This is a genomic window from Pseudomonas sp. GW821-FHT02H06, from assembly GCF_059421525.1.
This window is the reverse complement of the sequence record NZ_JBWKVD010000029.1, coordinates 1-25,646: the sequence shown is the minus strand read 5'-3', so window position 1 is coordinate 25,646 and position 25,646 is coordinate 1. Positions and strand designations below refer to the sequence as shown.

Genomic DNA, 25,646 nt, shown 5'->3' with positions numbered 1-25,646 from the left:
ATTCAAGCATCTGAACCGAAGCATTCCTCGCTGCTTACTTCGTCCAACTCTTTGATTATCAAGGAGTTTTCCGTTTCTTCTGCGCCGGAAGTGGGGCGAATTATAGACAGATCCAGAGAGGCGTCAAGCACTTATTTCAACAGACAGAACAATCACTGATATTTGGCGCCTTTGCTGCTTAACAGACTGCTATCCATGGGTTCTTATAGGAGCGTGCGCTTTTTTAACCGCTCTCTATAGGGATCCAGAAAGCAGCCGCTCGCACGGCCATCGGCGTGATACACGATGTCACTGGCATTTGTCTCACTATTGAGCGATGTTTAGCCGGCGCGCCTTGACATGGTGCCGCCCCTCCACATGGACGTGACCGTTGGTGGCAGCATGCGAATTCTGGATAGTCACTGACCGCAACGTGTTGGTCAGGTAAGGATATGAATGAAGTACTTTTTAATGGCACTGGCAGCATTGGCGGTCGCTGGATGCGCAGCGACGTCTAAACCGGTCATGGGTAAACGCGGCATCCACATCAATTGCTCGGGCCTGTCGTCCTCGTGGGAGCAGTGCTATGACATGGCGACCAACTCCTGCGTATCCAAGCAGTATCGTGTGATCGCCAAGTCCGGTGACGGCGCCGAAGACACGGGGGGCTATCCGCTCGGTCTGAATCCGGCCGGCTATACCAGCCGCAGCATGATCATCATCTGCAAGAAGCCGACTAACCCCTAGTCGGCTACCGACAGCGCATCCACCTGCTGACACAGCAGGTCATGGCTGGCGTCCACCACGCGTTGCTGGAGCTCGGGCGTCGCCATCATTCGCGCGACCGTCAGAGCACCAACGCACTGAGCAATGGCTGCCCACGCCAGATCTTCGTCCCCTAGCACTTCAGCCCATGCCTTTTGTAATTCGCACAGCCAGTGCTCGGCGCGCAGGCGAGCCAATCCTTCTGCGCGGGCAATTTCGGCGCCCAATGCAGGAATGACACATCCACCCGCAGGATTCTGTACATGCGCCAGTGTCAGGTAATGCCGTAGACACTGCTTGATTCGGTCCCTGGTCAGCGACTCATCGGCACCGAGTAACGCCAGGCTGCGGGTCAACTCGCGCTCAACCACCGCCTGAAACAACGCATCCTTCGAAGAGAAGTGGCTATAGAAAGCCCCTCCGGTGAGGCCGACGGCTTTCATCAGACTGTCCACCCCCATAGGCGCGAAGCCTTTCTCTTTCACCAGAGCGGCGCTGCTGTCGAGCATGGCGCGCCGGGTTTGCTCTTTATGGTCGACCGAGTAGCGCATTGTTTCCCCCGTTTACTTAAGTAAGTGCCTTGACGCTCTCGCGACCCTAGCATAACGTCCGTTAAGTAAACGATCGTTTAATAAAGGTATCGTGATGACCATTGCATTGAATAACAAGAAGGTCGTTCTGGTTGTGGGTGCAGGCGACGCGACAGGAGGCGCGATTGCCAGACGCTTCGCCCGGGAGGGTTACGTGGCGTGTGTCACTCGCAGGAGCGCCGACAAACTTCAGCCTCTGGTGGACTCGATTCGGCAGAGTGGCGGCGAAGCCCACGGGTTCGCCACGGACGCGCGCAAGGAAGATGACGTGGTGGCGCTGATTGAGCGGATCGAGACTGAGATCGGCCCGATCGAGGCCTTCGTTTTCAATATCGGCGCCAACGTGCCGTGCAGCATTCTTGAAGAGACGGCGCGCAAGTACTTCAAGATTTGGGAGATGGCGTGCTTCTCCGGATTTCTGAACGCCCGGGAGGTCGCCCTTCGTATGGCCAAACGCAAACGCGGCACCCTTCTGTTCACCGGGGCGACTGCAGGTCTACGCGGCGCTGCCCATTTTGCAGCCTTCGCCGGCGCCAAGCACGGGCTACGGGCACTGGCGCAAAGCATGGCCCGTGAACTGGGGCCGATGAACATCCACGTGGCTCATGTGTTGGTGGATGGCGCGATCGACACTGACTTCATCCGCACACAGTTTCCCGAACGTTACGCGCTCAAGGATGAGGACGGCATTCTCGACCCTGAACACATCGCAGAAAATTACTGGTATCTGCACAGCCAGCCCCGGGACGCATGGACGTTCGAGCTGGACCTGCGCCCCTGGAACGAACGCTGGTAAGCCCCTGCGTCAGCGAATCACATGGGCGCACGCCCGCATCTATATAAGAAGAAGGAATGCAACGATGAGCCGAAGCGTGGAGTTTTACTTCGATGTGGGCAGCCCGACCAGTTACCTGGCCTACACCCAGTTGCGGAAGATCTGCGACGAGACGTCAGCGACCCTGATCCATCGGCCCATCTTGCTGGGCGCAGTGTTCAAGGCGACAGGCAATGCGTCGCCCAACGACGTGCCTGCCAAAGCGCGTTACTCCATCAAGGATCTGGCGCGCTTCGCCAAGCGCTATCAGGTTCCCCTCACCTTCAACCCTCACTTCCCGATCAACACGCTCAGCCTGATGCGCGCGTTGACTGCTGCGCAGATGCTCCAGCCACAACGGTTCATTGAATTGCTGGAAATCACTTTCAGGGCGATATGGGTAGAAGCGCTGGACTTGAACGACCCTGGGGTGATGTCAGCGGCCCTCACAAGATCTGGCTTTGATCCGGCAGAAATCCTTGGCTGGGTCAGCAACCCCAGCGTCAAGGGCCAGCTGAAAATCAATACCGAAGAAGCTGTTGCACGAGGCGTGTTTGGCGCCCCGAGCATGTTCGTCGACGACGAGCTCTATTTCGGTCAGGACCGACTCGATTTCGTCCGGGAAGCGCTAACCGAGTAACCGCCTGTAATGCCACCGCCAAACAGGACGGTGGCGTTCAGGGTCAAACCGCCGCTGTCCGACCTTCCAGCCAGGCCAACGCAGCGCCCTCCACGAGTGGACTGAGGCGCTGCCTGACCTGGGCGTGGTATTCGTTCAGCCATTCACGCTCCTCTTGGGTCAGCAGGCCGATGTCCAGGCAGCGCGTGTCTATCGGACAGAGCGTGAGGGTCTCGAACTTGAGAAACTCGCCGAACTCGGTCTTGCCCGCCTCCTGATTGATCACCAGGTTTTCAATGCGCACGCCCCACTGCCCCGGCCGATACGTCCCCGGCTCGATCGACGTGATCATCCCCGGCTGCATCGCGGTTTGCGGCGTGGCGGCGGCTTGATACGCAATCACCTGCGGGCCTTCATGCACGTTCAGGAAATAGCCGACGCCGTGACCGGTGCCGTGCCCGTAATTGACGCCCTCGGCCCAGATCGGGGCGCGAGCGATGGAGTCGAGCAGCGGTGAAAGAATGCCGCGCGGAAAGTGCGCACGGGACAACGCGATGACGCCCTTCAGAACGCGCGTGCAGTCACGTTTCTGTTCAGCGGTCGGCGTGCCGATGGGCACCATGCGGGTGATATCGGTCGTGCCGCCCAGGTATTGACCGCCGGAGTCGATCAGCAGCAAGCCATCCCCTTCGATTTGCGCGTGCTCTTCTTCGGTGGCGCGGTAGTGAGGCATCGCTCCGTTACCGTTGAAGCCGGCAATGGTGGCGAAACTCTGGGACACGTAGCCCGGCCGACGGGCCCGCGCCGCGCTGAGTTTCTCGTCGATGGTCAGCTCGCTGACGGACTCTTTGCCCAGCGCTGAATCCAGCCAGGCGAAGAATTCGCACAGCGCCGCGCCATCCTGCTCCATCGCCTGACGGATGTGCCGGGTATCAGCAGCGCTTTTCTGCGATTTGAACAACGTGGTCGGGTTGAGGCCTTCGACCAACGTCACTTCGCTGTCGAGATAGTCCAGCAGGCCACAGGTGACCCGCGCCGGATCCACCAGCAACCGCGCGTCCTTGGGCACGTTGCGCAGCGCAGTGCCAATGCGGGTGTATTCATGCAGGGTGATGCCGTTTTGCTCCAGGGTGCTGCGCAGTCCGGCGTCGACTTTCTCTGATGCGACAAACAGGTTGATGCTGTTCGGGCCGATCAGGGCGAAGGAGATGAACACCGGGTTGTAGGAAACGTCGGCGCCACGCAGATTAAACAGCCAGGCGATGTCGTCCAGGGTGGCGAGAAAATGCCAATCCGCGCCGCGCTCGGCCATCACCGTGCGCAATCGAGTGAGTTTGTCGGTGCGGCTTTCGGTGGCGTGGGGCGCGGCGTGCTCATAGATTGCCTGGGCCGGCAACGAAGGGCGGTCGTTCCACAACTCCGTCAGAGGGTCGAGGTCGGTGCGAAGGCGCGCGCCTTTTTCGTACAGATTGGCAGCCAGCGTGCGCGAGGACGCCACGGCCAGCACCGCGCCATCCACCGCGACGACGGAATCCGCTTTGGCCTGCTCGGCGAGCCATTCAAGTGGGCCGGTCTGGCCGGGCTGCAGCTTGACCAGTTCGATGCCGCTGCCTGCCAGTTCCTTGCTCGCCTGCTCCCAGTAACGGCTGTCTGCCCAGAGGCCGGCGAAGTTCTGGGTGATGATCAAGGTGCCGACGGAACCGTGGAAGCCGGACAGCCACTGCCGCCCTTGCCAGTAACCCGGCAGATATTCAGAGAGATGAGGGTCGGCCGACGGCACCAGCCAGGCGTCGATGCCCTCACGGCTCATCAGGGCGCGCGCCTGCGCGAGGCGTTGCATCGCCACTCCAGTGGTTTTCGACTGCGTATTCATTGAATCTCCTGGTGACCCGAATTATTTGCGTCGCAGACCCGGATAATGGAGCAGCGATCAAGGCTGAGCAACCGCAGCGCCGCATCCACCCTTGGCCGCAGTAATGACGCGCCGGGGCCACTGCATGGCGCACTGATGAAGTCTTCGGTCATATCAACCACCTCACCCGCGTCGATGTATATATAACCGAACACAGTTCTATCTATAAAGCCGCAACACCGCTGTGATCGCTTAATTACAAACTTACCTCTCACTTGATTAGTTACTCTGCGCACAAGTACGCGTATATGACGGGATTCAATAATCGAGCGCCATAAAACCGTTACCCCCCATCAGCGTCCAGGTTCTGACGTTGGAAAAACGTCTTCCCGGTTATTTTCGATAGCCAAACAGGGGGTCTCCGGCAGTGCCTAAAAAGCGTCGCGCACCACGACAGGGCAGTGATGTTTTATTGACTCTATTTAAAATCAATCACTTACGCACTCCAACGCTCCGCTTATCAAAAAATTAACAGAATGATGGCGAAATAATTTGACAGAAACTCTGCCTCCGCCGATATATAGGCACGTCCAATGTTTTCCTGTTTTTGCAGTGCGGCCCTAGAGCCGTGCGCCGAGAGCATTCCGACTTAATTACCCTGAGACTGCCCAAAAAGTTGACGATTCAAACGGTGTGAAATCAGCGCCGGTGGGCAGTTTTTGGTTCAAAGAAAGTTTTTTTCGAATTACTGAATGTGCTCGGTGGGGCGGTAGCTTTGCCCAACGCTTTTGTCAGCCAGTGCTGAATGAAGTCACCGTTTGAAATGCACGCCTAATTAGTACAACGGCAGGATCTGCAGATTCGGGCGGTAGCGTGCCTGAAGCACAATTCACTCCGCTGCCCTGCACTCCTCACTCTCTACGAGGGCCTGATGCAATGCCTTTATCTTTCGACATGGATGAGCAGCTGGTTCAGCGACTGGCTGACGAAATCGATACCAACGGCTTTGCAAAACTGAACGCGGCCGTGCCTGACACGGACCTGCAGCAGTTGCGGGCCTGGACTGACGAACAGGCGCAGAAACACCAGGGCGAATACTTTGCCTACCACGGTGAAGCGGCACTGAGCGAAAGCCTGCTGGCGAGTTACTGGTCCGACCCGCGTTTCAAGACGCTGCTCGGTCGCCTCTACAAGCATGCAGCCCGCCGCGACGCTGCCAGTGACCGCATTTTCCCGGTGCTGCGCTGCGTGCAGGGCAATCAGGGCAAGCGCGAATCCAACAGTTTCCACTACGACGCCAGCCTGGTGACCGCACTGATCCCGGTGTTCATCCCCAGTGAAGGCGAAGGACGCGGCGATCTGATGCTGTTTCCGAATATCCGCCGAGTGCGCTCATGGGTGGTGTTCAACGTGATCGAGAAGGCCCTGCTGCAGAACAAGATCACCCGCGGCTGGATCATCAAGGGCATGCAGCGCAACTGGCTCAAGCCGTATGTCCTGCGCCTGGAGCCGGGCAGCGTTTATTTCTTCTGGGGTTATCGGAGCCTGCACGCCAACCAGGCCTGCCGACCGGACGTAAAGCGCGCCACCGCCCTCTTCCACTTCGGCGACCCCCATGCAGGCAGCCTGGCCACCCGGTTGATCCTGAAAATCAATCAGGGCCGTGCGCGACGGATGAGTAGCAAGGCAGGCAGCCCGCCGCCGGCATCCACCCCCAATTGATTTCCCTCGAACCTGGCGTTGGCGGCCTGACCTCAGACCGTCGCAACCGCATCACTGCCCAGAAAGCATTTTTCAAAAGCTTTGCATCTGAAATGGAGAATTCGATGATCAACGTCACCAAGACTTACCTGGGCGATATCGACAAGTTCAAGGGCTACGTCGAAGGCATTTATGCGCGCGGCTGGCTGACCAACCACGGGCCGCTGGTGTGCGAGCTCGAACAACGCCTGAAAGACTACCTGGGCGTCAAGCACGTCATTCTGACCAACAACGGCACCCTCGCCCTGCAGGTCGCCTATCGCGCGCTTGGCCTGAGCGGCAGCGCAGTGACCACGCCGTTCAGCTTTGTCGCCACCAGCAGTTCGCTGCAGTGGGAGGGCATTCGCCCGATCTTCGCCGACATCGACGCGCAGACCTGGAACATTTCGCCCGACCACATCGAGAGCCGCATCGTCTCCGACACCACCGCCATTGTCGGCACCCACGTCTTCGGCAACCCGTGCGCCGTTGAACGCATCGAAGAAATCGCCCGTCGGCGCAATCTGAAAGTCGTGTACGACGGCGCCCATGCCTTCGCCGTGCGTCACGCCGGCCAGTCGGTGCTCAACTGGGGCGACGTCAGCACACTGAGTTTTCACGCCACCAAGTTGTTTCACACCATCGAAGGCGGCGCGATCATCACCAACGATGACGAAACAGCGCGCAGGGTTCACCTGCTGTGCAACTTCGGCATCGTTGACGTCGACAAGATCGACGGCATCGGCATCAACGCCAAGCTCAACGAATTCTCCGCCGCGATGGGCCTGTGCATTCTCGACGACATCGAGAACATTCTTCAGGAACGCGCTGAAATCGCTGACCGCTATACCACCCGCCTGGGCGATTACGTCGACCTGCAGCGGCCGGAAAGCAACAGCGAACTCAACCACAGCTATTACCCGATCGCCCTGCGCGACGAACAACAACTGCTGCGTTTGCGTTCGGCGCTGAACACCAACGGGATCAACCCGCGCCGCTACTTCTATCCGTCGCTGGACACCCTTGAATACCTGCAGCCGCAAGCGGCACAAACCGCCTCGCGTTCACTGAGCGAGCGCGTGTTGTGCCTGCCGATTTACCCGGGCCTGCTGCGCGACGATCAGGACCGCGTCATTCAGACGGTGATCGCCGAAACCAGCACCGCCCACTCGCCGTACCGTGTGCCGTCCCTCGCGCAGGTCATGTAACGCCATCGCGCCATTCACCTAGATTCGCCGGAAGGACTTTCGATGCCAACCAAGCGCTCAGTCATACGCAACACTGCGTTTAGCTATGCAGGCCAGGCCTACACGCTGCTTGTGGGGATCCTGATCATGCCGTTCTACCTCGGCCACATGGGCGCCGAGGCATACGGGCTGATCGGGTTCTTCTCGGTGCTGCAAGCCTGGCTGCAATTGCTGGACGCAGGGTTGTCGCCGAGTCTGGTCAGGGCGGTGGCGCATCGACAAGGCAGCGACGGACAGGACCGCTACACCGGTCGCCTGCTGCGTTCGTTCGAGATCATCTTCCTGCCACTGGCGGGTTTCTGCTGCGTGGCGATGTATGCCGGCAGCGAATGGATTGCCGTGCACTGGCTCAATGCCCAAGAGCTGTCGACGCAGACCGTGGTGCAGTGCATCGCGCTGATGGGCATCGTCATCGCCCTGCGCTTGTTTTCGACGCTCTATAAAAGCGGGATTCAAGGCCTTGAGCAGCATGCATGGCTGAACATCGCCAACGTGATCATCGCCACGCTGCGCTACTTCGGCGGGCTGCTGCTGGTGAGCACGATCTCCAACGACCCGGTGCACTTCTTCGAATTCCAGGCGCTGGTGGGCTTGATCGAAGCGTTGATCTTCGCCGCCCGTGCCTATCAGCAGATGCCGAGGCCGTCGCCGCTGACCGGTTTCGACTGGGATCTGGTCAAGCCGATCATCCCGTTCGCGGCCAGCATGTCCGGCACCGCGGTGCTGTGGATCGTGCTGACCCAGATCGACAAGGTGCTGCTGTCCGAGCTGCTGCCGCTCAATGAATACGGTTATTTCTCGCTGGTGGCACTGATCACCACCGGGATCATGATGCTCTCCAACCCGCTGGCGCAGACGCTACTGCCGCGCCTCACGGTGTTGATGGCCGAAGGGCGACGGGATGACATGCATCAGCTGTACCTGGCGGCCAACCGATTTGTGTGCACGTTCCTGTTTCCCCTCGCGGCACTGATCGCGCTGCACGCCGACGAGATGGTGTTTGCCTGGTCGGGTGATCGCCCTGCCGCCGAGTGGAGCCGGACGATTCTGCCGTGGTACTCCCTGGGCAGCGCCATCATGGCGGTCAGCGCGTTCCAGTTTTATCTGCAGTACGCCTACGGGCGCATGCACCTGCATGTCTGGTACAGCATTGTTTCGGCGCTGATCACGGTGCCGGTAATGTTTCTGGCGATTCGCGGCTATGGCGCTTACGGCGCGGCGATTGCCTGGTTCGTGTTGCGCGTCGTGTCCTTCGCCATCTGGCCGGTCATCGTGCACCAGCGCCTGGCCCCGGGCATTCACAGCCAATGGCTGCGCGACATCATCCGCATCAGCGTGATGACCGGCGTGGGTCTGGCGATCACCGAGCCGTTGCTGCGGCTGATCGCCACTGACAACCGCATCAGCATCTTCCTGGGGCTGGCCGTCAGCGGCCTGCTCACGCTGCTGATTGTGGCCGCCAGCTACAAGCCGCTGGTGATGAAGATTTCCGTTCTGTTCAGCAAACCCAGTGTTTAACTCCGAGTACCCAAGCCATGGATGCTATTAGCAATAAGACGAGCTCTTCGCCGTCCGCCGCGCCCTTGGTCAGCATCGTCTGTCCAGCCTACAACCAGGAAGCCTACGTCGCGCAGACGCTGGAAGGCTTTCTGATGCAGCAAACCACGTTCGCCTTCGAAATCCTGGTGAACGACGATGCCTCCACGGACGGCACCGCTCGCATCATTGCCGATTACGTCAAACGCTTCCCGACGCTGATCCGCCCCTTCTATCACGAGACGAATCAGTACTCGCAGAACAACCCGCCGGTGCCGGGTCTGTTCGGCGAAGCCCGGGGCCGCTACATCGCCTACTGCGAGGGCGACGATTACTGGACTGACCCGCGCAAGCTGCAGATTCAGGTGGATTTTCTCGAGAACAACCCGGATTACGTGCTGACCTACCACGACGCGATCCCCTTCGACATCAGCGGCCAATACCCGATTCAGCTGCAAGGCAAGCTGCGCGGGGATGCCACGGCGCTAGAGCTGCAGAAAGCGCGGCCGGTGTCGACGCTGACCACGGTGTTCCGCAACGTCTTCGATTCGTTGCCGCCCGAGCTGCGCGCCGCGCCGCTCAACGATCTGGTCTGGTGGTCGCTGCTCGGTGCCTACGGCAAGGGCAAATTCATGGGTGAGGTCAAGCCGGCCATGTACCGGTTGCACCCAGGCGGCGTGTTTTCCATGCGCTCCAACAAACGCAAATTGCACATGGCGCTGCAGACCTCGGGCGCCCTGGCCAACTACTACAACCGGCTCGGTCATCAGGAACTCTATGAGCATTTCCTGATGGAGCTGGTCGAGTACTCGCTGTCGGCGATCACCCCGAAACGCAAGATGCAGACGCTCCTGGCGGTAGGGCAGAACTTCAGCTCCAACATCAGCAAGAGACTGATGACGACCCTCAGCAAAGGTCATGTTCAATAACGTACTGGTGGTCTGCGTCGGCAATATCTGTCGCAGCCCCATGGCCGAAGCCCTGTTCCGACAGCGCGTGCCGAACGCGCGCATCCAGATCTCGTCGGCCGGCACCCACGCCATGCTCAGCTCCACTATCGATCCGCTGGCCCAGGCCGTTCTGCAGGTCAACGGCGTCCTCGCCCACAAACATCGAAGCCGTCAGATCGATCGGCAGATGCTCCACGAAGCAGAGCTGATTCTGGTCATGGAGCATCGTCAGACCCAGAGCGTCCTCAAGCTGGCCCCCGAGGTACGCGGCAAGACGTTTCTGATTGGCAAATGGCAACAAGCGCTGGAAATCGCCGACCCCTATCGGCGCCCGAAACTAGCCTTTGAACAGACCTACGAGCAGCTTTCGCGTTGTGTCGACGACTGGCTTCCTTATCTTCAGTCAGGAGATCCAAGATAAATGACCGCTATGAACCGTACTTCTCTGGACGAGGTCCAGGACTCCCGGATCGATTTGGCGACTATCTTGCGCACACTTTTCGATCACAAAGGATTGATTGCGTCGATTGTCGGCATCTGCGTCCTGCTCGGTGCCACCTACGCCATTCTCGCCACGCCGATCTTCCAGGCCAACGCGATGATTCAGATCGAGCCGCGCAAAGTCGGCATCGAGGGCCGCACCGAAGTCTCCAGCAAGCCGCTGTCGGTTTCCCAGGCGACCACCGAAATCGAGCTGATCAAATCCCGCGCAGTGCTGGGCAAGGTCGTCGATGACCTCAAGCTGTACATCGTGCAGAAGCCCAAATACATCCCGGGGCTGGGCAGCTACATGGCGCGTCGGTTCAAGCCGGAGCGTGAAGGCGCGCTGGCCGATCCGATGTTCGGCCTGAACAGCTACGCCTGGGGCGGCGAGAAAATCGACATCTTCCAGCTGGAGGTGCCGGACGCGCTGCTGGGCGAAAAGATGACCATGGTGGCGGGCAAGCCTGGCACCTTCACCCTGTATGACGAAGACCGCAACAAACTGCTCAGCGGCCCAGTCGGTCAGACCGTCGAAGGCAGCGGCATCACCCTCCAGGTGGCTGCGCTCAATGCACGTCCGGGCACCGAGTTCACCGTCGTGCGTCAACGCACCCTGACCGCCGCGCTGGATTATCAGGACCGTCTGAAAATCATGGAAGCGGGCAAGGATTCCGGGATCGTCTACCTGTCGATTCAGGACCCGGACCCGGCACTGGCCAAGCGCATCCTCAACGAAGTCAGCCGCCTGTATGTGCGCCAGAACGTCGAGCGCAGTTCGGCTGAAGCCGCCCAGCGTCTGGAATTCCTGCGTTCGCAATTGCCTGCCGTGCGCAAGCAGCTGGAACAGTCGGAAATCGCGCTGAACAACTTCCAGATGGGCGCCAAGTCGGTTGACCTGAGCGTTGAAACCAAATCAGTTCTGGATCAGGTGGTCAAGCTGGAAGGCACCCTGTCGGACCTGAAAATGAAGCGCGTCGACGTCGAGCGTCTGTACACGCCGGAGCATCCGACCTACCGCGCCCTGATGACTCAGATCGGCCAGGTTGAATCCCAGAAAGCCGCGCTGCTGAAGAAGATCGAAGCCCTGCCGGCCACGCAACAAGAGTTGCTGCGTCTGAACCGTGACATGCAGGTCACCTCGCAGACCTACACCCTGTTGCTGGACAAGAGCCAGGAGCAGGACATTCTGCGCGCCGGCAGCATCGGCAACGTCCGCATCATCGACAACGCCGACGCCAACGTCGAAGAGCCGGTGAAGCCGATGCGCAAAATCATCGTGCTGGTCGCCGCCCTGATCGGCCTGCTGCTGGCCGTTGCCACCGTGTTTGTACGCCAGGCGTTCTATCGCGGCGTGGACAACCCGGAAGTCATCGAAAACCTCGGCATGCCGGTGTACGCCTCGCTGCCGTATTCGCGACTGCAGGAGCGCATGGAAAAGGCCGCCCAGAGCCGTTCGGCGAGCAAGGAGCCACGCCTGCTGAGCGTCAGCGCGCCGACGGAGCTGGCGATCGAAGCGTTGCGCAGCCTGCGCACCAGCCTGCACTTCGCCATGCTCGAAGCCCGCAACAACGTGCTGATGATTTCCAGCCCGACGCCGGGCGTGGGCAAGTCGTTCGTCTCCAGCAACCTGGCGGTGATCATTGCCCAGACCGGCAAACGCGTGTTGCTGATCGACGCCGACATGCGCAAAGGCTACCTGCACAAGATGTTCAACCTGACGCCCAAGCACGGTTTGTCGGACACCCTCGCTGCGCGTCTGGGCAGCAAAGAAGTCATCAACCACACCGAAGTGCGCAACCTGGATTTCATCTCCTGCGGTTACGCGGCGCCAAACCCGTCCGAGCTGTTGATGCACGACAACTTCAACAAAATGATCAGCGAGCTGTCGCCGCTGTATGACCTGGTGATCATCGACACCCCACCGATTCTGGCCGTGACCGATGCCACGCTGGTCGGCCGCCAGTCCGGCACCTGCCTGCTGGTGACCCGCTTCGGCCTGAGCACCGCCAAGGAAATCGAAGCGTGCAAACGCCGCCTGATGCACAACGGCATTCTGATCAAGGGTGCGATCTTCAACGGTGTCCTGCGCAAGGCGTCGACCGCCGACTACGACTGCGCCGCTTACGGTTACGACTACACCACGGTCCGCAAGTAAATCGACATGCACGCCAAGGAGACACACATGGCCAGGACCCTTGCAGTGATGCAGCCCTATCTGTTCCCGTACCTGGGTTACTTTCAGCTCATTGCTGCCGCAGACGTCTTCGTCCTGGGAGACGATCTGCAGTATGTTCGGTCCGGCTGGGTCAATCGCAACCGCATCCTGCACAACGACGAAGCGAAGCTGATCAGCTTTCCGTTGAAGAAAGACCGCTTTCAGTTGCAGATCAATCAGCGCCAACTGTGTGATCATTTCAGCGATGAGGCGCCGCGGCTGATTGATCTGCTGGCCGAGAGTTATCGAGAGGCGCCCTGTTTCGCGCAGGTCATGCCCTTGCTGGAGCGGTTGATCCGTTTCCCGCAGCAGAACATCGCGCTGTATGCCGAACACGCAATCCGTGAAATCTGTGCTTATCTGCACATCGTGACACCGATCCTGCGCAGCTCGGACCTGATATTGGGTAGCGCTGCGGACAAGCAGGAGCGCATTATCCGCATCGCTCACACGTTCGAAGCCACGACGTTCATCACCCCGGAAGGCGGATCGGTCATCTATGACCGTGATCACTTCGCCCGCAACGGCTTGCTGGTGCGGTTCTTCCGGATGAACCCGGTGGTGTACCGGCAGTTCCGGCAACCTTTCGTCGCCAATCTGTCGATCATCGACGTGCTGATGTTCAACTGCGTCGAGCAGGTGCAGCAGATGTTGACCGAATACGGGCTGGACAAGAATCCACCCAGCGCCCGGCCAGGCATGATGCACGGGCTGGCGCAAAAACCTGACGTTGTCCTGACCGGGTCGCACCGGATCGCAGTGGAGTGAAGTGTATGTCTGAAGTCGTCAATAGCGCCTGTGGCTCCGCGCGCTGGTACCTGATCCAGACCAAACCCCGCCAGGAAGCCCGTGCGGCAGAGCACCTGCAACGTCAGCAGTTCGAGTGCTACCGTCCGGTCAAGCACGGCGAGAAAAAACGCGGCTCACGGGCACCGGCCGAAGAAGAGCTGTTCCCCGGCTACCTCTTCATCCACATGGACCAGGCCAGCGACAACTGGTACCCGATCCGCTCGACCCGAGGCGTGGCGCGCATCGTCACCTTCGGCGGCATGCCGGTTCCGGTGCAGGATGCGTTGATCGAGCAGATCCGTCAGCGTCTGCTGGCGCCGCCGGCCAGGGTCACCTTTCAAGAAGGGGAAACGGTGCGGATCACGGCCGAGGGCTTCAACGACGTCGAAGCGATCTTCCTCGCCGCCGACGGTGATGAGCGCGCGGTGATTCTGCTCAATCTGCTGCAACGTGAGCAGAAGGTCACCCTGCCGGTCAGCAGCCTGTCGCGGATGCAAGCGCAGGCGTGAGCCGTTAGCGTTTTCCGTACTGATCCACACATTCTGACCCACACATCCTGAATCCCACGGGGCTGATGCTTTCAGCCTCTTGACCCCCCTTCGCCCGGAACTCGCCATGACCCAGAAAACCACACTGGTGACGCTCACCTATGGTGATCGTTTCAACTACCTGCACACGCTGGTCAGCCGCTCGCTGGAAAGCCCGCTGATCGATCGCGTGATCATCGTCAGCAACGCGTCCACCGCGCCGCTGGATAACCTGCGCCGCACCTGGCCGAATCAGGTCAGCGTGATCTACATGCACGAGAACACTGGTTCCGCGCGGGGCTATTCGGTGGGGATTCAGGCCGCACTGGACGCCGGGGCCGAACACATCTGGCTGATGGACGACGACAACGCGCCGACCATCAACGCCATCGCCACGCTGCATCAGGTGCTCGAAGAACGTAAACGCGTCGACGGCGAAGACAAGGCCGCCGTACTGGGCTTTCGGCCGACCCATCAGGCGGACATCGCCGCCGGCGTGCCGAACCGCTTCGCCATTCAGCGCCGTTCGAGTTTCTTCGGTTTTCACATCGCGCAGCTGCCCTACAAGATCTGGCGCCGGCTGCCGTGGGGCGCGCCGCAAAGCCCGCACCGCAAACTGCCGATGGTGCAGTTGCCGTTCGCCACGTACGGCGGCCTGCTCGCCCACCGCAATCTGTATCGCCGCATCGGCCTGCCGCTGGACGCGTTGATGCTCTACGCCGACGACAGCGAATACACCTTTCGCATCACCGCCGGTGGTGGCCGGATCTTTCTGGTGCCGGACGCCTTGCTCGACGACCTGGAAAGCTCGTGGAACATCAAGGCGCGCACCAACAACATCTACGAGAGCTTCCTGCTCGGTGGCTCGGACTTGCGCGCCTACTACGGCGCGCGCAATCAGGCCTGGTTCGACAAAAACATCTGGGCCAATTCGTCGCTGCTGTACGGCCTCAACCGCTGGGTGTTCTTCCGCCTGCTGCGGCTGATCGCCAAGCGACGCGGTGCCGAGGAGCGCCTTGGCCTGATCGAACAAGCCATCCGTGACGGTGAGTCCGGGGTACTGGGTCTGAATCAGTCGTATCCACTATGAAAATACTGTTCATCAGCAGCCTGTATGCCCCTCACATTGGAGGCGGCGCGGAAATCATTCTTCAGCGTACCGTCGAAGGCCTGCAGCAGCGCGGCTGTGAAGTCAGCGTGCTGGTGACCGGTCCCGACGCGGGCCTGAACGTCGAAGCGGTGAACGGCGTCAAGGTCTACCGCGCCGGCCTGCGCAACTTCTACTGGCATTTCGGTGCGCAGCGGCCTGGCCGTCTGGCGCGCCTGGGCTGGCATCTGCGCGACCGCTACAACGGCGCGATGCGCAGCTACGTGAAACAGGTCATCGGCAGCGAGCAGCCGCAACTGGTGGTCTGCCACAACCTGGCCGGCTGGTCGGTGTCCGTCTGGGACGAGATCACCGCTGCAAAACTGCCGATCGTGCAGGTGCTGCATGACATGTACCTGATGTGCCCGAGCAGCAACATGTTCAAGCGCGGCCAGTGCTGCCAGCAGCAATGCGGCAGTTGCCAGACCTTTCGCAAGGGCCACGACGCACGCTCGGCCCAGGTCGCGGCGGTGGTTGGGGTCAGCCGCTTCATTCTGGACAAGCTGCAGCAGCGCGGCTACTTCAGCGCCGCCAGCCCGTACGTCGTGCACAACGCCAGCCCGTTCACGCCGCCCACCGCCTCGCCCCATCAGCGGCGGCAAGCGGATCTGGCGACGAAAAAAGCGCCGTTGCGCTTCGGCTACATGGGCACGCTGTCCCATCAGAAAGGCGTGGCCTGGCTGATCGAGCAATTTCAGCGACTGCCCTTCGACGCCACGCTGCAGATTGCAGGGCGTGGCCAGACGGATGACGAAGCCACGTTCAGGGCGCTGGCGACATCGTCGAAGATCAGTTTCGTCGGTTACCAGAAGCCTGAAGCGTTCTACCGCCAGATCGACGTCGCCGTGGTGCCTTCGCTGTGGAACGAGCCGTTCGGCATGGTCGCCGTTGAAGCCTGCGCTCACTCGGTGCCGGTGATTGCGAGCCGCATGGGCGGTTTGCCGGAAATCATTCAGGACCCGCTCAACGGTTTGCTGTGTGACCCGCAGGACCCCGACTCCCTGGGCCAGGCGATGTTGCGCTTGCACCAGAACCCGGAACTGCTGGCGCGTCTGAGCGGCCAGGCGCGGGTCAGCGTGGCGTCGTTACTGAACCTGGAGTTGATGCTCGACAGTTACCAAAGCATTTTTGCCCAGACGTTGCTGGACGACACCGCCCAGCGCAACCGGCATGCCCTGCCCCATCCGGTCTGAACACATCGGCATGCCTGCAGGGGATGCCGACATTACCACCGACGGCCCGAGACCTACCTGAGCAAGCGCTCCGGACCGTGCCTCTTCACTGAGACAAGCCATGCTCATCCCTTACCTGACCCGGTTACGACGACCCTCGGCGGTCCTGTTGCTGGGCTTGTTGATCAGCTGCATCACGCGAGCGGACGAAGCATTCATCATCGGCGTCGACACGCACTTGATGAACAAACCCGGCACCTCCGTCCGCGCGTTCCAACTGCTGAAAGCGGCGGGAGTCGACTCGGTGCGCGACGATGCGTACTGGTCCAGCGCCGAGCCCCGACGAGGGTTATTGAAGATCGAGCCTTCGTGGCAGTCGTTCCTGAGCGCCGCCCAGGAACACCGATTGCGACCGCTGCTGGTGCTGGGCTACGGCAACCCGTTTTACGAGAACTACGCCAAACCGCGGAAACCCTCGGTGCGCGACGCTTACGGCAACTACGCCAGCTTCGTCACCCGCCAGCTCACCGACAGCGTGGACTTCTACGAGATCTGGAATGAGTGGGACAAGGAAAACCCGGTCGATCCGGGGTTCGCCAGGGACTACAGCCTGCTCATCGAACAAACCGCCCAGCGCATTCGCGCCAACCAGCGGCCGATGGTGATTCTGGCCGGCGCCGTCACCAGTCAGGGGATGGACCTGGGGTTTGCCGATCGGCTGGTGGAATCGGGCGTGCTCAACCATGTCGACGGGTTGTCGCTTCATCCGTATGTGTATTGCCGTTCGGATGAGCGCAACACCCCGGAAAACTGGATTGCCTGGCTGCGGCGGATCAGCGAGGACCTGAAGGACAAGAACCGCAACAACGGCCCGGTGCCGCTGTACCTCACCGAAATGGGCTGGCCCAGCAACGACGGGCGCTGCGGCGGTGATGAGAAGACCCAGGCGGCGTTTCTGGCGCGCAGTTTCTTCCTCGCGCAGACGATGCCCAACGTCAAGGGCATGTGGTGGAACGGCCTGCTCAACGACGGCCCCGACGGCACTGATCCGGAGCAGAACTTCGGCCTGCTCAATCAGGACCTGAGCATCAAGCAGGCCTACCTGACGCTGAAGGCCATCAGCCCGACGCTGCATCAATTCCGTTACGACGCTGAAAAGAGTCGAGAAATCGATTCGCAATACCTGCTGCGGTTCGCCAAGGGTTCGGAGCAGATCATGGTCGCCTGGACCGCCGGGCTGCCGCGTTCGATCAAGGTCGACGCCAGCAGCGTGCTGCGCGGCAACGTGCAATACATCGACACCCGCCAGCCGCAACGCGGCCTGGTCGACAGCGGTATCCCGTGGAACTGCAACGACGGGCGTTGCTCGGCGCAAGTGCCGATCGATGACTTCCCGAAAATAATAAGCCTGGGCACACGCCCGGCACTGTTTGCCTTGCCCTGAATTCTGCCTTTTTTATTCCGGTCCGCCTTTCGAGCGCCCCTTCATTCAGGGCGCTGACGGCTCTTCACTGAGCCGCTGATGCCCCTTTCACTCAGGGCGCTGATGGCTCCTGCGCACGACCCCTTTATCTCTTCTACAGGTCGACCACAATGATTGTGATCAATGCACGTTTTCTGACCCAGGAACTGCGGGGCGTTCAACGCTTCGCCGAACAGATCTGCCTGGCCCTCAAGCAACTGCGCGATGACGTCGTGTTTGTTGCCCCCCACGGCATTCAGATGCACGAAAGCGCCAAGGCCCTCGAAGTCCAATGCATCGGCAGTCACAGCGGCCACCTGTGGGAACAACTGGACCTGCCCCTGTACCTGCGCCGTCAGGGCAACCCGCTGCTGATTTCCCTGTGCAGCACCGCGCCGCTGTTGTACGGCAATCAGATCGCGACCCACCACGACGTCACCTATGTGCGTCACCCGGAAAGCTACACACGCACGTTTCGCCTCCTCTACCGGACCATGACGCCGATCATGCTGTCGCGGATCAAGTCGCTGCTGACGGTGAGCGCCTTCTCCAAGGGTGAAATCTCGCAGTTCTACACATTTCCGGAGAAGAAAATCTTCGTGGTGCCCAATGCCGTCAGCGGTGCGTTTCAACCGGGCCCGCCCCTTAAAGAGCAACAGGACTACCTGCTGGCGGTGTCTTCGCCCAGCGCGCACAAGAATTTCAGCCGGATGATTCAGGCGTTTCTGCTGCTGCGCGGCCACGATGATCTGCAACTGCGCATCGTCGGTGGCGCCAGCGGGATCTTCAGCGACGACAACCTGCAACGCCTGGCCAGTCGTGACCCGCGCATCCGCTTTCTGGGGCGCCTGAGCGACGACGAACTGATCAGCCAGTACCAGGGCGCAACGGCCTTTGTGTTTCCGTCGCTGTATGAAGGCTTCGGCATTCCGCCCCTGGAAGCCCAGGCCTGTGGTTGCCCGGTGCTGGCGGCGAACGCGGCGTCGATTCCTGAAGTGCTGCAGGCCAGCGCGCTGTATTTCGACCCGCTGGACATCGACCACATGGCCGCCGCCATGGAACGCATTCTGACGGACATGCCGCTGCGCCAGTCCCTGCGCCGACGGGGGCTGAACAACGTGGCGCGGTTCTCCTGGGAAGAGTCGGCACGACAGGTTTCCCAACGCATCGACGCGCTGCAGAGTCCCGCCAGAGACCGGCGCAGCAGCCAGGGCAGCGATGCACTGGGTCGCGAATCTTCCAGCAACTGAGGCACCGCCATGAAACGCCTTGCCTATCTCGACGCATTGCGCGGCATCGCCGCCTTGATGGTGGTTTTCACCCATTTGTATGCACCGGTCATCGGTCACGTCTGGGTGCTGGATTACCTGATCGACCCCGGCAAATTGGGGGTGCTGTGGTTTTTCATGATCAGCGGCGTAGTAATTCCCTACAGCCTCAAGCCGGTGCCCGACGGCGCTCGACGCTTTCTCATCTCACGCTTCATGCGGCTGTACCCGGCTTACTGGCTGTCACTGCTGCTGTTTGTGCTGATGCTGCAGTTGACCGGCGCGCCGCTGCCGTCCTGGCCGCAGATCGTCGCCAACCTGACCATGGTGCAAGCGGCACTGGGCTTCGGCGACGTGGTCGGCCTGTACTGGACGCTGTTCATCGAACTGGTGTTCTACGGCCTGTGCCTGGCGTTGTTCATCGCCGGCAAGCTGTACGACCTGGCATTCCGGGCGCGCTGTTCGCTGGTGTTTCTGCTCGCCGCGCTGGCGATGAGCGTTGCCCGCGCGCTGACCGAACACAAACTGCCGGTGGCGCTGCCCCTGGCGTTGTCGCTGATGTTCTTCGGCTCGGTGTGGCGTCAGTGGTTGCTGGCTGAACACAGCCCGGCGCTGACGCGGAACCTGAAGATGCTGTTCGTGGCCTTCGCCGTGCTGTTGCCGCCGACGCTGATCATGGCGTACAGCAAGGACATGGGCACCGGCGAAACCTGGGGCCGTTACTGCTTCACCTACGCCGTGGCCATCGTCAGCTTCGTGCTGCTGACCCGCAGCGTGCGCCTGAACCACCCGGCGCTGGTCTGGCTAGGCGCAGTGAGTTACTCGCTGTACCTGCTGCACCCGTCGATGGGCATGCTCAGCGAATTTCTGCTGCGCGGCACCGACGCACCAGGCCTGCTGATGGCGCTGGTCGCCACGGTCCTGACCCTGGGCGCTGCCCATTTGTGCTTCCGCTACATCGAACACCCGTTCATCCAGCTCGGAAAACGCCTCAATAACCGCAAAGCCGAGACGCAGCCTGTCAGCGTCTGATTTAGCGCCTGCGCACATGGAAAGGCATGGGATGGCCCTCGCGAGCCTGGCTCGACGTACCGGGCGTCCCTCAGCCGTTAATGCAGAGAATTCCAATGAAAATTGCAATCGTCCACGACTGGTTGGTGACATACGCCGGTGCCGAAAGGGTTTTGGCATCGCTGATCAACATCTGGCCCGAGGCGGATCTGTTCTCCGTCATCGATTTCCTCAGCGACGAGGACCGCGCCCGACTGGGCGGCAAGGTCGCGAAGACCACGTTCATCCAGCGCCTGCCCAAGGCCAAAACCAAATACCAGCGCTACCTGCCGCTGATGCCGATGGCCATCGAGCAACTGGACCTGTCCGGTTACGACCTGATCATCAGCAGCAGTCACGCCGTGGCCAAAGGCGTCCTGTGCGGGCCGGATCAGCTCCACGTCAGCTACGTGCATTCGCCGATCCGATACGCCTGGGACCTGCAGCATCAGTACCTCAAAGAGGCGAACCTGAGCACCGGCCTGAAAGGCAAAGTGGCGCGGATGATCCTGCATTACATGCGCATGTGGGATCAGCGCACGGCCGCGGGCGTCGATGACTTCATCGCCAACTCGCACTTCATCGGCGCGCGCATCACCAAGGCCTACCGTCGCGAATCCACGGTGATCTATCCGCCGGTGGACACCCTCGGTTTCGCGCTGCAGGAACAGAAGCAGGATTACTACTTCACCGCCTCGCGCATGGTCCCGTACAAGCGCATGCCGATGATCATCGAAGCCTTCGCGGCGATGCCGAACAAGCGTCTGGTGGTGATCGGCGACGGTCCGGAAATGGACAAGGCCAAGGCCGCTGCGGCCAACGCGCCAAACGTCACGCTGCTGGGCTATCAGCCGTTCGCGGTGCTGCAGGAACACATGAGCAACGCCAAGGCGTTCGTGTTTGCTGCCGAGGAAGATTTCGGCATCAGCCCGGTGGAGGCCCAGGCCTGCGGCACGCCGGTCATCGCGTTCGCCAAGGGTGGCGTGGTGGAAACGGTCTGCGGTCTGGATCATCCGCAGCCGACCGGCGTGCTCTACCCGGAACAGAGTGTGGCGTCGCTGATGGCTGCCATCGAGACGTTCGAGATCAACGGTTCACGCATCACCGCGCAAGCCTGTCGGACCAACGCCGAGCGCTTCAGCGAAGCCCGCTTCGAACTGGAAATGCGCCAGTTCGTCGAGACCCGCCTGAGTGCTGCGCGTCAAAGCCGCCAGCCTGCGCACATCCGGCCGATGCAGATCGCGCCGACGCTGGTCAGCAGCGACCTCTCCGCCCGCGTTGTTCCGATCAAATCCGTCTGAGCGAGCCCAGCCTATGCGCACTCCATTAAGGGGCATCCTGCATGCCCATTCATCGTCGCTGTCCGTCGCTCACCGGCTGCTCGATCTGGCGGTCATCGCGGTCGGCGGTTACGGCGTCAACCTGCTCACCGGCACGCCGATGAGCTCCGAAGCCTGGATGCAGATTCTGCTGGCGGCGGTGGCCTTTCACTGGCTGGCCGAATACAACCAGTTGTACGGCTCGTGGCGTGGCGAGCGCATTGTGCGCGAGCTGCTGAAGGTCGCCAATTACTGGGGCCTGGCCTTCGTGCTGCTGCTGTTCGTCGATTACCTGCTGTTGCAGCCCGACGATCTGGCGGACGACAGCCAGATGGCCTGGTTTGCCGCCGTGCTGGTGGCGCTGTGTGGTTATCGTCTGGCGATTCGCAGCGTGCTGCACGCGTTGCGCGCCCAGGGTTTCAACACCCGGCGCGTGGCGATCGTCGGCACCGGCCATTGCGGCGAACGCCTGGCGATGTCCATCGAACGCGCGCCGTGGATGGGCCTGAACCTGCTGGGCTTCTATGACGAAGCGCCGCAGCAGATTGACCTGGCGCGCATCGGCCGACGCATTCCGGTGCTGGGCGATCTGGATCAACTGATCCAGGACGCCCGCGACGGCAAGATCGACAAGGTGTACATCACGCTTGAACTGGGCGCGCAGGCGCGTTTGCAGGAACTGATCAAAGGCCTGAGCGATACCACTGCGTCGGTCTATGTGATCCCGGATGTGTTCATGTTCGAGTTGCTGCATGCCCGCAGCGAAAGCATCAACGGCCTGCCGAGCATCAGCATTTTCGATTCGCCCATGGATGGCGCCTGGAGCGTGGTCAAGCGTCTGGAAGACATCGTGCTGTCGAGCATCATCCTGACCATGATCGCCCTGCCGCTGATGCTCATCGCCCTGGCGATCAAGCTCACCTCCCCCGGCCCGGTGCTGTTCCGTCAACGCCGTTACGGCCTGGACGGGCGGCCGATCATGGTCTGGAAATTCCGCAGCATGAGCGTGCAGGAAAACGGCTCGGTGGTGACCCAGGCCACGCGCAACGACAGCCGCATTACGCCGCTGGGCGCGTTCCTGCGCCGTACCTCGCTGGACGAACTGCCGCAGTTCTTCAATGTGCTGCGCGGCGAGATGTCCGTCGTCGGCCCGCGCCCCCACGCCGTGGCGCACAACGAGCAATACCGCAAGCAGGTGTCGGGTTACATGCTGCGGCACAAGGTCAAGCCGGGCATCACCGGCTGGGCCCAGATCAACGGCTGGCGCGGCGAGACCGATACGCTGGACAAGATGCAGAAACGCGTTGAATTCGACCTGCAGTACATCGAGCACTGGTCGGTCTGGCTGGACCTGAAAATCATCCTGCTGACGCTCTTCAAAGGCTTCGTCAACAAGAACGCCTTCTAAAAAGAAAATCTGCCAAAAACAACAAACATGGCCAAGGGCTAGTAAGCTCGGCGGGAGGTGCACGGGTGCATGAGCGAATGTGATCCGATGTTCGGTGTAAGTAAGGGATGCAAAGAAATCACTGCGGTGCCAGTACGCACCTATTAGGATTAGAAGGAACATTCATATGAAAGTAACGTTAGCGGTCGTGCTGCTTTCCAGTCTGGTGTTGCAAGGCTGCGCATTCGCCCCCGGTCAGTACATGTCTTACAGCGATGTCACCGACAACGACCCCGACGGTCCCCAGGTCACGCTGATCAACATCACCCCTGCCACTCTTGCGCAGCAGCAGAAAACGGCGGACGCCGCGGCCAAACCGCTGCCCCCGGAACTGCTGAACTACAAGACCCCTGAATACGTCGTCGGCCCGGGCGACGCCTTGCTGGTGACCGTTTTCGAACACCCTGAACTGACCGCGCCGGGCTCCCAGGAACAACTGGACGCCAACAGCCGCGAAGTGCTGAACGACGGCACCGTGTTCTTCCCGTACGTGGGCCGTATTCAGGCCGCTGGCAAGACTGTTTCGCAGATCCGCGAGCAACTGCGCATGGGTCTGGCGCCGCAGTACACCGAGGTGAAAGTCGACGTCAAAGTGCTGCGCTACAACAGCCAGCGCGTCCTGCTGTCGGGTGCGTTCAAGACCCCTGGCCCGCAAGCGATCACCAACATTCCGCTGAGCCTGGTTCAGGCCATCAGCCAGGCCGGTCTTGACTTGACCGACGCCAACCTCGCCGGCCTGACCCTGCGTCGCGACGGCAAGGATTACGTGATCGACGTTGACTCGCTGAACCGCAAGGACGCGCAGATCAGCAAGATCTTCCTGAAAGACGGCGACTACCTGCACCTCAACAGCAACTCGAAAAACAAGATCTACGTGCTGGGCGAAGTTCAGCGCCCTCAAGTGATCTCGTTCAGCACCACCAGCGTGAGCTTGCTGGAAGCGCTCGGCACCTCTGGCGGCTTGAGCCCTGACGCAGCCGATGGCGATGCGGTGTATGTGATTCGTGCACAGGACGCCACCCACGGGGCGACGGTTTATCACCTCGCTGCGAAGAAGCCGACCAGTTATGCACTGGCGAAAGGCTTCGAGCTGGCGGCCCAGGACGTGGTGTTTGTCGGCCCGGCCAACATCACCCGCTGGAGCCGTTACGTGAGCCAGTTGCTGGGTTCGAACAACATCATCCAGACCGGTGCGATGTTCAGGAATTGATGGGGCAGGCAGCTTCAAGCGGCACGTTTGGAGCTGCAAGCTGACAGCCGCGCAACAGAGCAACAGAGCAACAGAGCAACAGAGAAATCCTCGCAGTGGTCCGACTGCGGGGATTTTTTTTGGATTGAATTTGGCAGCGGCAAGTGTTGCTGAGGCAACACCGGATCAACAACTACGTGCGCCTGGATCAACAGTCTGGGGTGTCTGGCAGTATTGCAGCTGAGGCTGATCGCCGGATTCACGGGGGCAAAGGACGATTGACGGGGCTGGCACACATGCTGCTTCACTCCCTTCAAAGGGTCTTCACGCCCATTACTTCGCGTTGAACGCGGCCTGCACGGTGCCAAGCACCCCGGGTGACTGACCCCAAGGAAACAACACATGTTGGTAGTTTCGATTTCAGGTAGCCCTTCCACCCGATCGCGCTCGGGCGTGGTGCTGCAACATGCCGCGCACTGGCTCAAAAACCGTGGCGTTGAAGTGAACGGTGTGCGCATTCAGGATTTCGCCGCCGAGGATTTGCTCTACGCCCGATTCGACAGCCCACAGGTGGTAGCTTTCATCGACGCAGTGGCGAAGGCGGATGGCTTGCTGATCGGCACGCCGGTGTATAAGGCGTCGTTTTCGGGGGCGTTGAAGACGCTGCTCGACCTGCTCCCGGAGCGTTCACTGCACGGCAAAGTGGTTTTGCCGATCGCCACGGGTGGGAGCATTGCACACATGCTGGCGGTGGATTACGCGCTGAAACCGGTGCTGTCGGCGCTGAAATGCCAGGAAGTGCTGCACGGGGTGTTCGCCATCGACAGCCAGATCAGCTACGGCGAGAACCCGTTGGGCGGTGAGCTGGATGAACTGCTGACCCAGCGCCTGCATGACGGTCTGGATCACTTTTTACTGGGCCTTCAACACCGGACCCAGGCGCGTCACAAGGAAGCGGGCGGGCATTTGAAGCTGGCGTTGTAAGCCTTTGAATCAACCCTGACGTGCTTTCGAAGCGACGCTGACTTCGGCGTTGTATTCGCCACGGTTGTCGAACTCGTGGGCACGTTGCAGTTGTGGCTGCTCCATCAGTTGCGCCTTGCGGGCCTGGAATTCATCGTAGGACAGGCCGCGACGGTTGAGGTCTTCGAGGGCCAACTGGTGGGTTTCCTCAGCGCTGTAAGGGCGCAGTTCGGGATGATTGCCAGCGGCACAACCGGAAAGAACGGAGGCGGAGAGTAACAGGGAGAGGGCAAGAAGACGGTTCATTGGGAGCCTCCATTCGGCTCGTTTCTGGAATGAAGCCAAGGCTACGCGCCGGGCCTTTCCAGCAGAAATCAGTCGTCTTGATAGTGGCTATCGGGTTTGGCGCGCAATTGGCTGTTCGGCGATCTATCTAAGCGTAGAGTGCGTCGGCCTAACGGCCTCGGGTTTCGCCTTCGGCGAGTTACTTGGAAAAGCACCCCAAGTAACCAAGGGTGCTTGC

General features: G+C 60.6%; 23 protein-coding genes. 20 read left to right on the top strand and 3 right to left on the bottom strand.

Features of this window, described 5'->3' with window-relative positions:
• Nucleotides 1-435 precede the first annotated feature (435 nt).
• Nucleotides 436-726 (top strand): hypothetical protein, encoded by a 291-nt coding sequence (locus AC07VF_RS25990; RefSeq protein ID WP_192173997.1) that lies wholly within the window; start codon nt 436-438, stop codon nt 724-726.
• Here the strand turns inward: AC07VF_RS25990 and AC07VF_RS25985 are convergent.
• Complete coding sequence (locus tag AC07VF_RS25985) at nt 723-1,295, bottom strand: TetR/AcrR family transcriptional regulator (RefSeq protein WP_495010115.1); 573 nt, start codon at nt 1,293-1,295, stop codon at nt 723-725. The genes AC07VF_RS25990 and AC07VF_RS25985 overlap by 4 nt on opposite strands.
• 94 nt (nt 1,296-1,389) lie before the next feature.
• Here AC07VF_RS25985 and AC07VF_RS25980 point away from each other — a divergent pair, with 94 nt between their 5' ends.
• Together AC07VF_RS25980 and AC07VF_RS25975 are read left to right on the top strand one after the other, a co-directional pair.
• Nucleotides 1,390-2,130, top strand: a complete 741-nt coding sequence (locus tag AC07VF_RS25980) for an SDR family oxidoreductase (RefSeq protein WP_495010116.1) — start codon at nt 1,390-1,392, stop codon at nt 2,128-2,130.
• Between the two features lie 64 nt (nt 2,131-2,194).
• Nucleotides 2,195-2,788, top strand: coding sequence for a 2-hydroxychromene-2-carboxylate isomerase (locus AC07VF_RS25975; protein WP_192174000.1), 594 nt, complete (start codon nt 2,195-2,197; stop codon nt 2,786-2,788).
• A gap of 43 nt (nt 2,789-2,831) precedes the next feature.
• On the opposite strand, the gene AC07VF_RS25970 is transcribed toward AC07VF_RS25975, so the two are convergent.
• Nucleotides 2,832-4,640 (bottom strand): aminopeptidase P family protein, encoded by a 1,809-nt coding sequence (locus AC07VF_RS25970; protein ID WP_495010117.1) that lies wholly within the window; start codon nt 4,638-4,640, stop codon nt 2,832-2,834.
• Between the two features lie 915 nt (nt 4,641-5,555).
• On the opposite strand from AC07VF_RS25970, the gene AC07VF_RS25965 reads away from it, so the two are divergent.
• The 17 genes from AC07VF_RS25965 (at nt 5,556) to ssuE (ending at nt 25,144) form a co-directional block, all read left to right on the top strand.
• Nucleotides 5,556-6,341 (top strand): hypothetical protein, encoded by a 786-nt coding sequence (locus AC07VF_RS25965; RefSeq protein WP_192174002.1) that lies wholly within the window; start codon nt 5,556-5,558, stop codon nt 6,339-6,341.
• 104 nt (nt 6,342-6,445) lie between these two features.
• Nucleotides 6,446-7,567: a DegT/DnrJ/EryC1/StrS family aminotransferase gene (locus tag AC07VF_RS25960; RefSeq protein WP_192174003.1), complete on the top strand. Its 1,122-nt coding sequence runs from the start codon at nt 6,446-6,448 to the stop codon at nt 7,565-7,567.
• Between the two features lie 42 nt (nt 7,568-7,609).
• Entirely contained in the window at nt 7,610-9,124 is a 1,515-nt protein-coding gene (locus AC07VF_RS25955; RefSeq protein ID WP_495010118.1) for a lipopolysaccharide biosynthesis protein, read from the top strand.
• A 17-nt stretch (nt 9,125-9,141) separates the two neighbouring features.
• Entirely contained in the window at nt 9,142-10,071 is a 930-nt protein-coding gene (locus AC07VF_RS25950) for a glycosyltransferase family 2 protein (protein WP_192174005.1), read from the top strand.
• Nucleotides 10,061-10,513 carry a low molecular weight protein-tyrosine-phosphatase gene (locus AC07VF_RS25945; RefSeq protein WP_192174006.1) on the top strand — a complete coding sequence of 151 codons (453 nt, stop codon included), beginning with the start codon at nt 10,061-10,063 and terminating at the stop codon, nt 10,511-10,513. The genes AC07VF_RS25950 and AC07VF_RS25945 overlap by 11 nt, the downstream gene beginning before the upstream one ends.
• Complete coding sequence (locus AC07VF_RS25940; protein ID WP_282372453.1) at nt 10,514-12,730, top strand: polysaccharide biosynthesis tyrosine autokinase; 2,217 nt, start codon at nt 10,514-10,516, stop codon at nt 12,728-12,730.
• Between the two features lie 27 nt (nt 12,731-12,757).
• Entirely contained in the window at nt 12,758-13,558 is an 801-nt protein-coding gene (locus tag AC07VF_RS25935) for a WbqC family protein (RefSeq protein WP_192174008.1), read from the top strand.
• Between the two features lie 5 nt (nt 13,559-13,563).
• Complete coding sequence (gene rfaH, locus AC07VF_RS25930) at nt 13,564-14,088, top strand: transcription/translation regulatory transformer protein RfaH (protein WP_192174009.1); 525 nt, start codon at nt 13,564-13,566, stop codon at nt 14,086-14,088.
• Nucleotides 14,089-14,194: 106 nt separating this feature from the next.
• Nucleotides 14,195-15,196: a glycosyltransferase gene (locus tag AC07VF_RS25925; RefSeq protein WP_192174010.1), complete on the top strand. Its 1,002-nt coding sequence runs from the start codon at nt 14,195-14,197 to the stop codon at nt 15,194-15,196.
• Nucleotides 15,193-16,446 (top strand): glycosyltransferase family 4 protein, encoded by a 1,254-nt coding sequence (locus AC07VF_RS25920; RefSeq protein ID WP_346625324.1) that lies wholly within the window; start codon nt 15,193-15,195, stop codon nt 16,444-16,446. Before AC07VF_RS25925 ends, AC07VF_RS25920 begins: the two co-directional genes overlap by 4 nt.
• A gap of 100 nt (nt 16,447-16,546) precedes the next feature.
• The gene (locus tag AC07VF_RS25915) at nt 16,547-17,869 is read left to right on the top strand and encodes a hypothetical protein (RefSeq protein ID WP_192174012.1); all 1,323 of its coding nucleotides are present in this window, start codon (nt 16,547-16,549) and stop codon (nt 17,867-17,869) included.
• A gap of 149 nt (nt 17,870-18,018) precedes the next feature.
• Complete coding sequence (locus tag AC07VF_RS25910) at nt 18,019-19,137, top strand: glycosyltransferase family 4 protein (protein WP_495010119.1); 1,119 nt, start codon at nt 18,019-18,021, stop codon at nt 19,135-19,137.
• Nucleotides 19,138-19,146: 9 nt separating this feature from the next.
• On the top strand, nt 19,147-20,187 hold the full coding sequence (locus AC07VF_RS25905; protein WP_495010120.1) for an acyltransferase family protein: 1,041 nt from the start codon (nt 19,147-19,149) through the stop codon (nt 20,185-20,187).
• Nucleotides 20,188-20,282: 95 nt separating this feature from the next.
• Nucleotides 20,283-21,506, top strand: coding sequence for a glycosyltransferase family 4 protein (locus AC07VF_RS25900; protein ID WP_192174015.1), 1,224 nt, complete (start codon nt 20,283-20,285; stop codon nt 21,504-21,506).
• A 13-nt stretch (nt 21,507-21,519) separates the two neighbouring features.
• Nucleotides 21,520-22,932 carry an undecaprenyl-phosphate glucose phosphotransferase gene (locus AC07VF_RS25895; protein ID WP_346631530.1) on the top strand — a complete coding sequence of 471 codons (1,413 nt, stop codon included), beginning with the start codon at nt 21,520-21,522 and terminating at the stop codon, nt 22,930-22,932.
• Between the two features lie 166 nt (nt 22,933-23,098).
• On the top strand, nt 23,099-24,181 hold the full coding sequence (locus tag AC07VF_RS25890) for a polysaccharide biosynthesis/export family protein (RefSeq protein WP_192174017.1): 1,083 nt from the start codon (nt 23,099-23,101) through the stop codon (nt 24,179-24,181).
• 381 nt (nt 24,182-24,562) lie between these two features.
• A complete protein-coding gene (ssuE, locus tag AC07VF_RS25885; protein WP_495010121.1) occupies nt 24,563-25,144 on the top strand; it encodes an NADPH-dependent FMN reductase in 582 nt (193 codons plus the stop codon).
• A gap of 9 nt (nt 25,145-25,153) precedes the next feature.
• Here ssuE and AC07VF_RS25880 read toward each other — a convergent pair whose 3' ends face one another.
• Nucleotides 25,154-25,429, bottom strand: a complete 276-nt coding sequence (locus AC07VF_RS25880; protein WP_495010122.1) for a hypothetical protein — start codon at nt 25,427-25,429, stop codon at nt 25,154-25,156.
• Nucleotides 25,430-25,646 lie beyond the last annotated feature (217 nt).

Bases quoted from the DNA above. Each gene is read 5' to 3' on its own strand.
- AC07VF_RS25990 (WP_192173997.1), top strand. From the start codon at position 436: ATGAAGTACTTTTTAATGGCACTGGCAGCATTGGCGGTCGCTGGATGC.
- AC07VF_RS25985 (WP_495010115.1), bottom strand. From the start codon at position 1,295: ATGCGCTACTCGGTCGACCATAAAGAGCAAACCCGGCGCGCCATGCTC.
- AC07VF_RS25980 (WP_495010116.1), top strand. From the start codon at position 1,390: ATGACCATTGCATTGAATAACAAGAAGGTCGTTCTGGTTGTGGGTGCA.
- AC07VF_RS25975 (WP_192174000.1), top strand. From the start codon at position 2,195: ATGAGCCGAAGCGTGGAGTTTTACTTCGATGTGGGCAGCCCGACCAGT.
- AC07VF_RS25970 (WP_495010117.1), bottom strand. From the start codon at position 4,640: ATGAATACGCAGTCGAAAACCACTGGAGTGGCGATGCAACGCCTCGCG.
- AC07VF_RS25965 (WP_192174002.1), top strand. From the start codon at position 5,556: ATGCCTTTATCTTTCGACATGGATGAGCAGCTGGTTCAGCGACTGGCT.
- AC07VF_RS25960 (WP_192174003.1), top strand. From the start codon at position 6,446: ATGATCAACGTCACCAAGACTTACCTGGGCGATATCGACAAGTTCAAG.
- AC07VF_RS25955 (WP_495010118.1), top strand. From the start codon at position 7,610: ATGCCAACCAAGCGCTCAGTCATACGCAACACTGCGTTTAGCTATGCA.
- AC07VF_RS25950 (WP_192174005.1), top strand. From the start codon at position 9,142: ATGGATGCTATTAGCAATAAGACGAGCTCTTCGCCGTCCGCCGCGCCC.
- AC07VF_RS25945 (WP_192174006.1), top strand. From the start codon at position 10,061: ATGTTCAATAACGTACTGGTGGTCTGCGTCGGCAATATCTGTCGCAGC.
- AC07VF_RS25940 (WP_282372453.1), top strand. From the start codon at position 10,514: ATGACCGCTATGAACCGTACTTCTCTGGACGAGGTCCAGGACTCCCGG.
- AC07VF_RS25935 (WP_192174008.1), top strand. From the start codon at position 12,758: ATGGCCAGGACCCTTGCAGTGATGCAGCCCTATCTGTTCCCGTACCTG.
- rfaH (WP_192174009.1), top strand. From the start codon at position 13,564: ATGTCTGAAGTCGTCAATAGCGCCTGTGGCTCCGCGCGCTGGTACCTG.
- AC07VF_RS25925 (WP_192174010.1), top strand. From the start codon at position 14,195: ATGACCCAGAAAACCACACTGGTGACGCTCACCTATGGTGATCGTTTC.
- AC07VF_RS25920 (WP_346625324.1), top strand. From the start codon at position 15,193: ATGAAAATACTGTTCATCAGCAGCCTGTATGCCCCTCACATTGGAGGC.
- AC07VF_RS25915 (WP_192174012.1), top strand. From the start codon at position 16,547: ATGCTCATCCCTTACCTGACCCGGTTACGACGACCCTCGGCGGTCCTG.
- AC07VF_RS25910 (WP_495010119.1), top strand. From the start codon at position 18,019: ATGATTGTGATCAATGCACGTTTTCTGACCCAGGAACTGCGGGGCGTT.
- AC07VF_RS25905 (WP_495010120.1), top strand. From the start codon at position 19,147: ATGAAACGCCTTGCCTATCTCGACGCATTGCGCGGCATCGCCGCCTTG.
- AC07VF_RS25900 (WP_192174015.1), top strand. From the start codon at position 20,283: ATGAAAATTGCAATCGTCCACGACTGGTTGGTGACATACGCCGGTGCC.
- AC07VF_RS25895 (WP_346631530.1), top strand. From the start codon at position 21,520: ATGCGCACTCCATTAAGGGGCATCCTGCATGCCCATTCATCGTCGCTG.
- AC07VF_RS25890 (WP_192174017.1), top strand. From the start codon at position 23,099: ATGAAAGTAACGTTAGCGGTCGTGCTGCTTTCCAGTCTGGTGTTGCAA.
- ssuE (WP_495010121.1), top strand. From the start codon at position 24,563: ATGTTGGTAGTTTCGATTTCAGGTAGCCCTTCCACCCGATCGCGCTCG.
- AC07VF_RS25880 (WP_495010122.1), bottom strand. From the start codon at position 25,429: ATGAACCGTCTTCTTGCCCTCTCCCTGTTACTCTCCGCCTCCGTTCTT.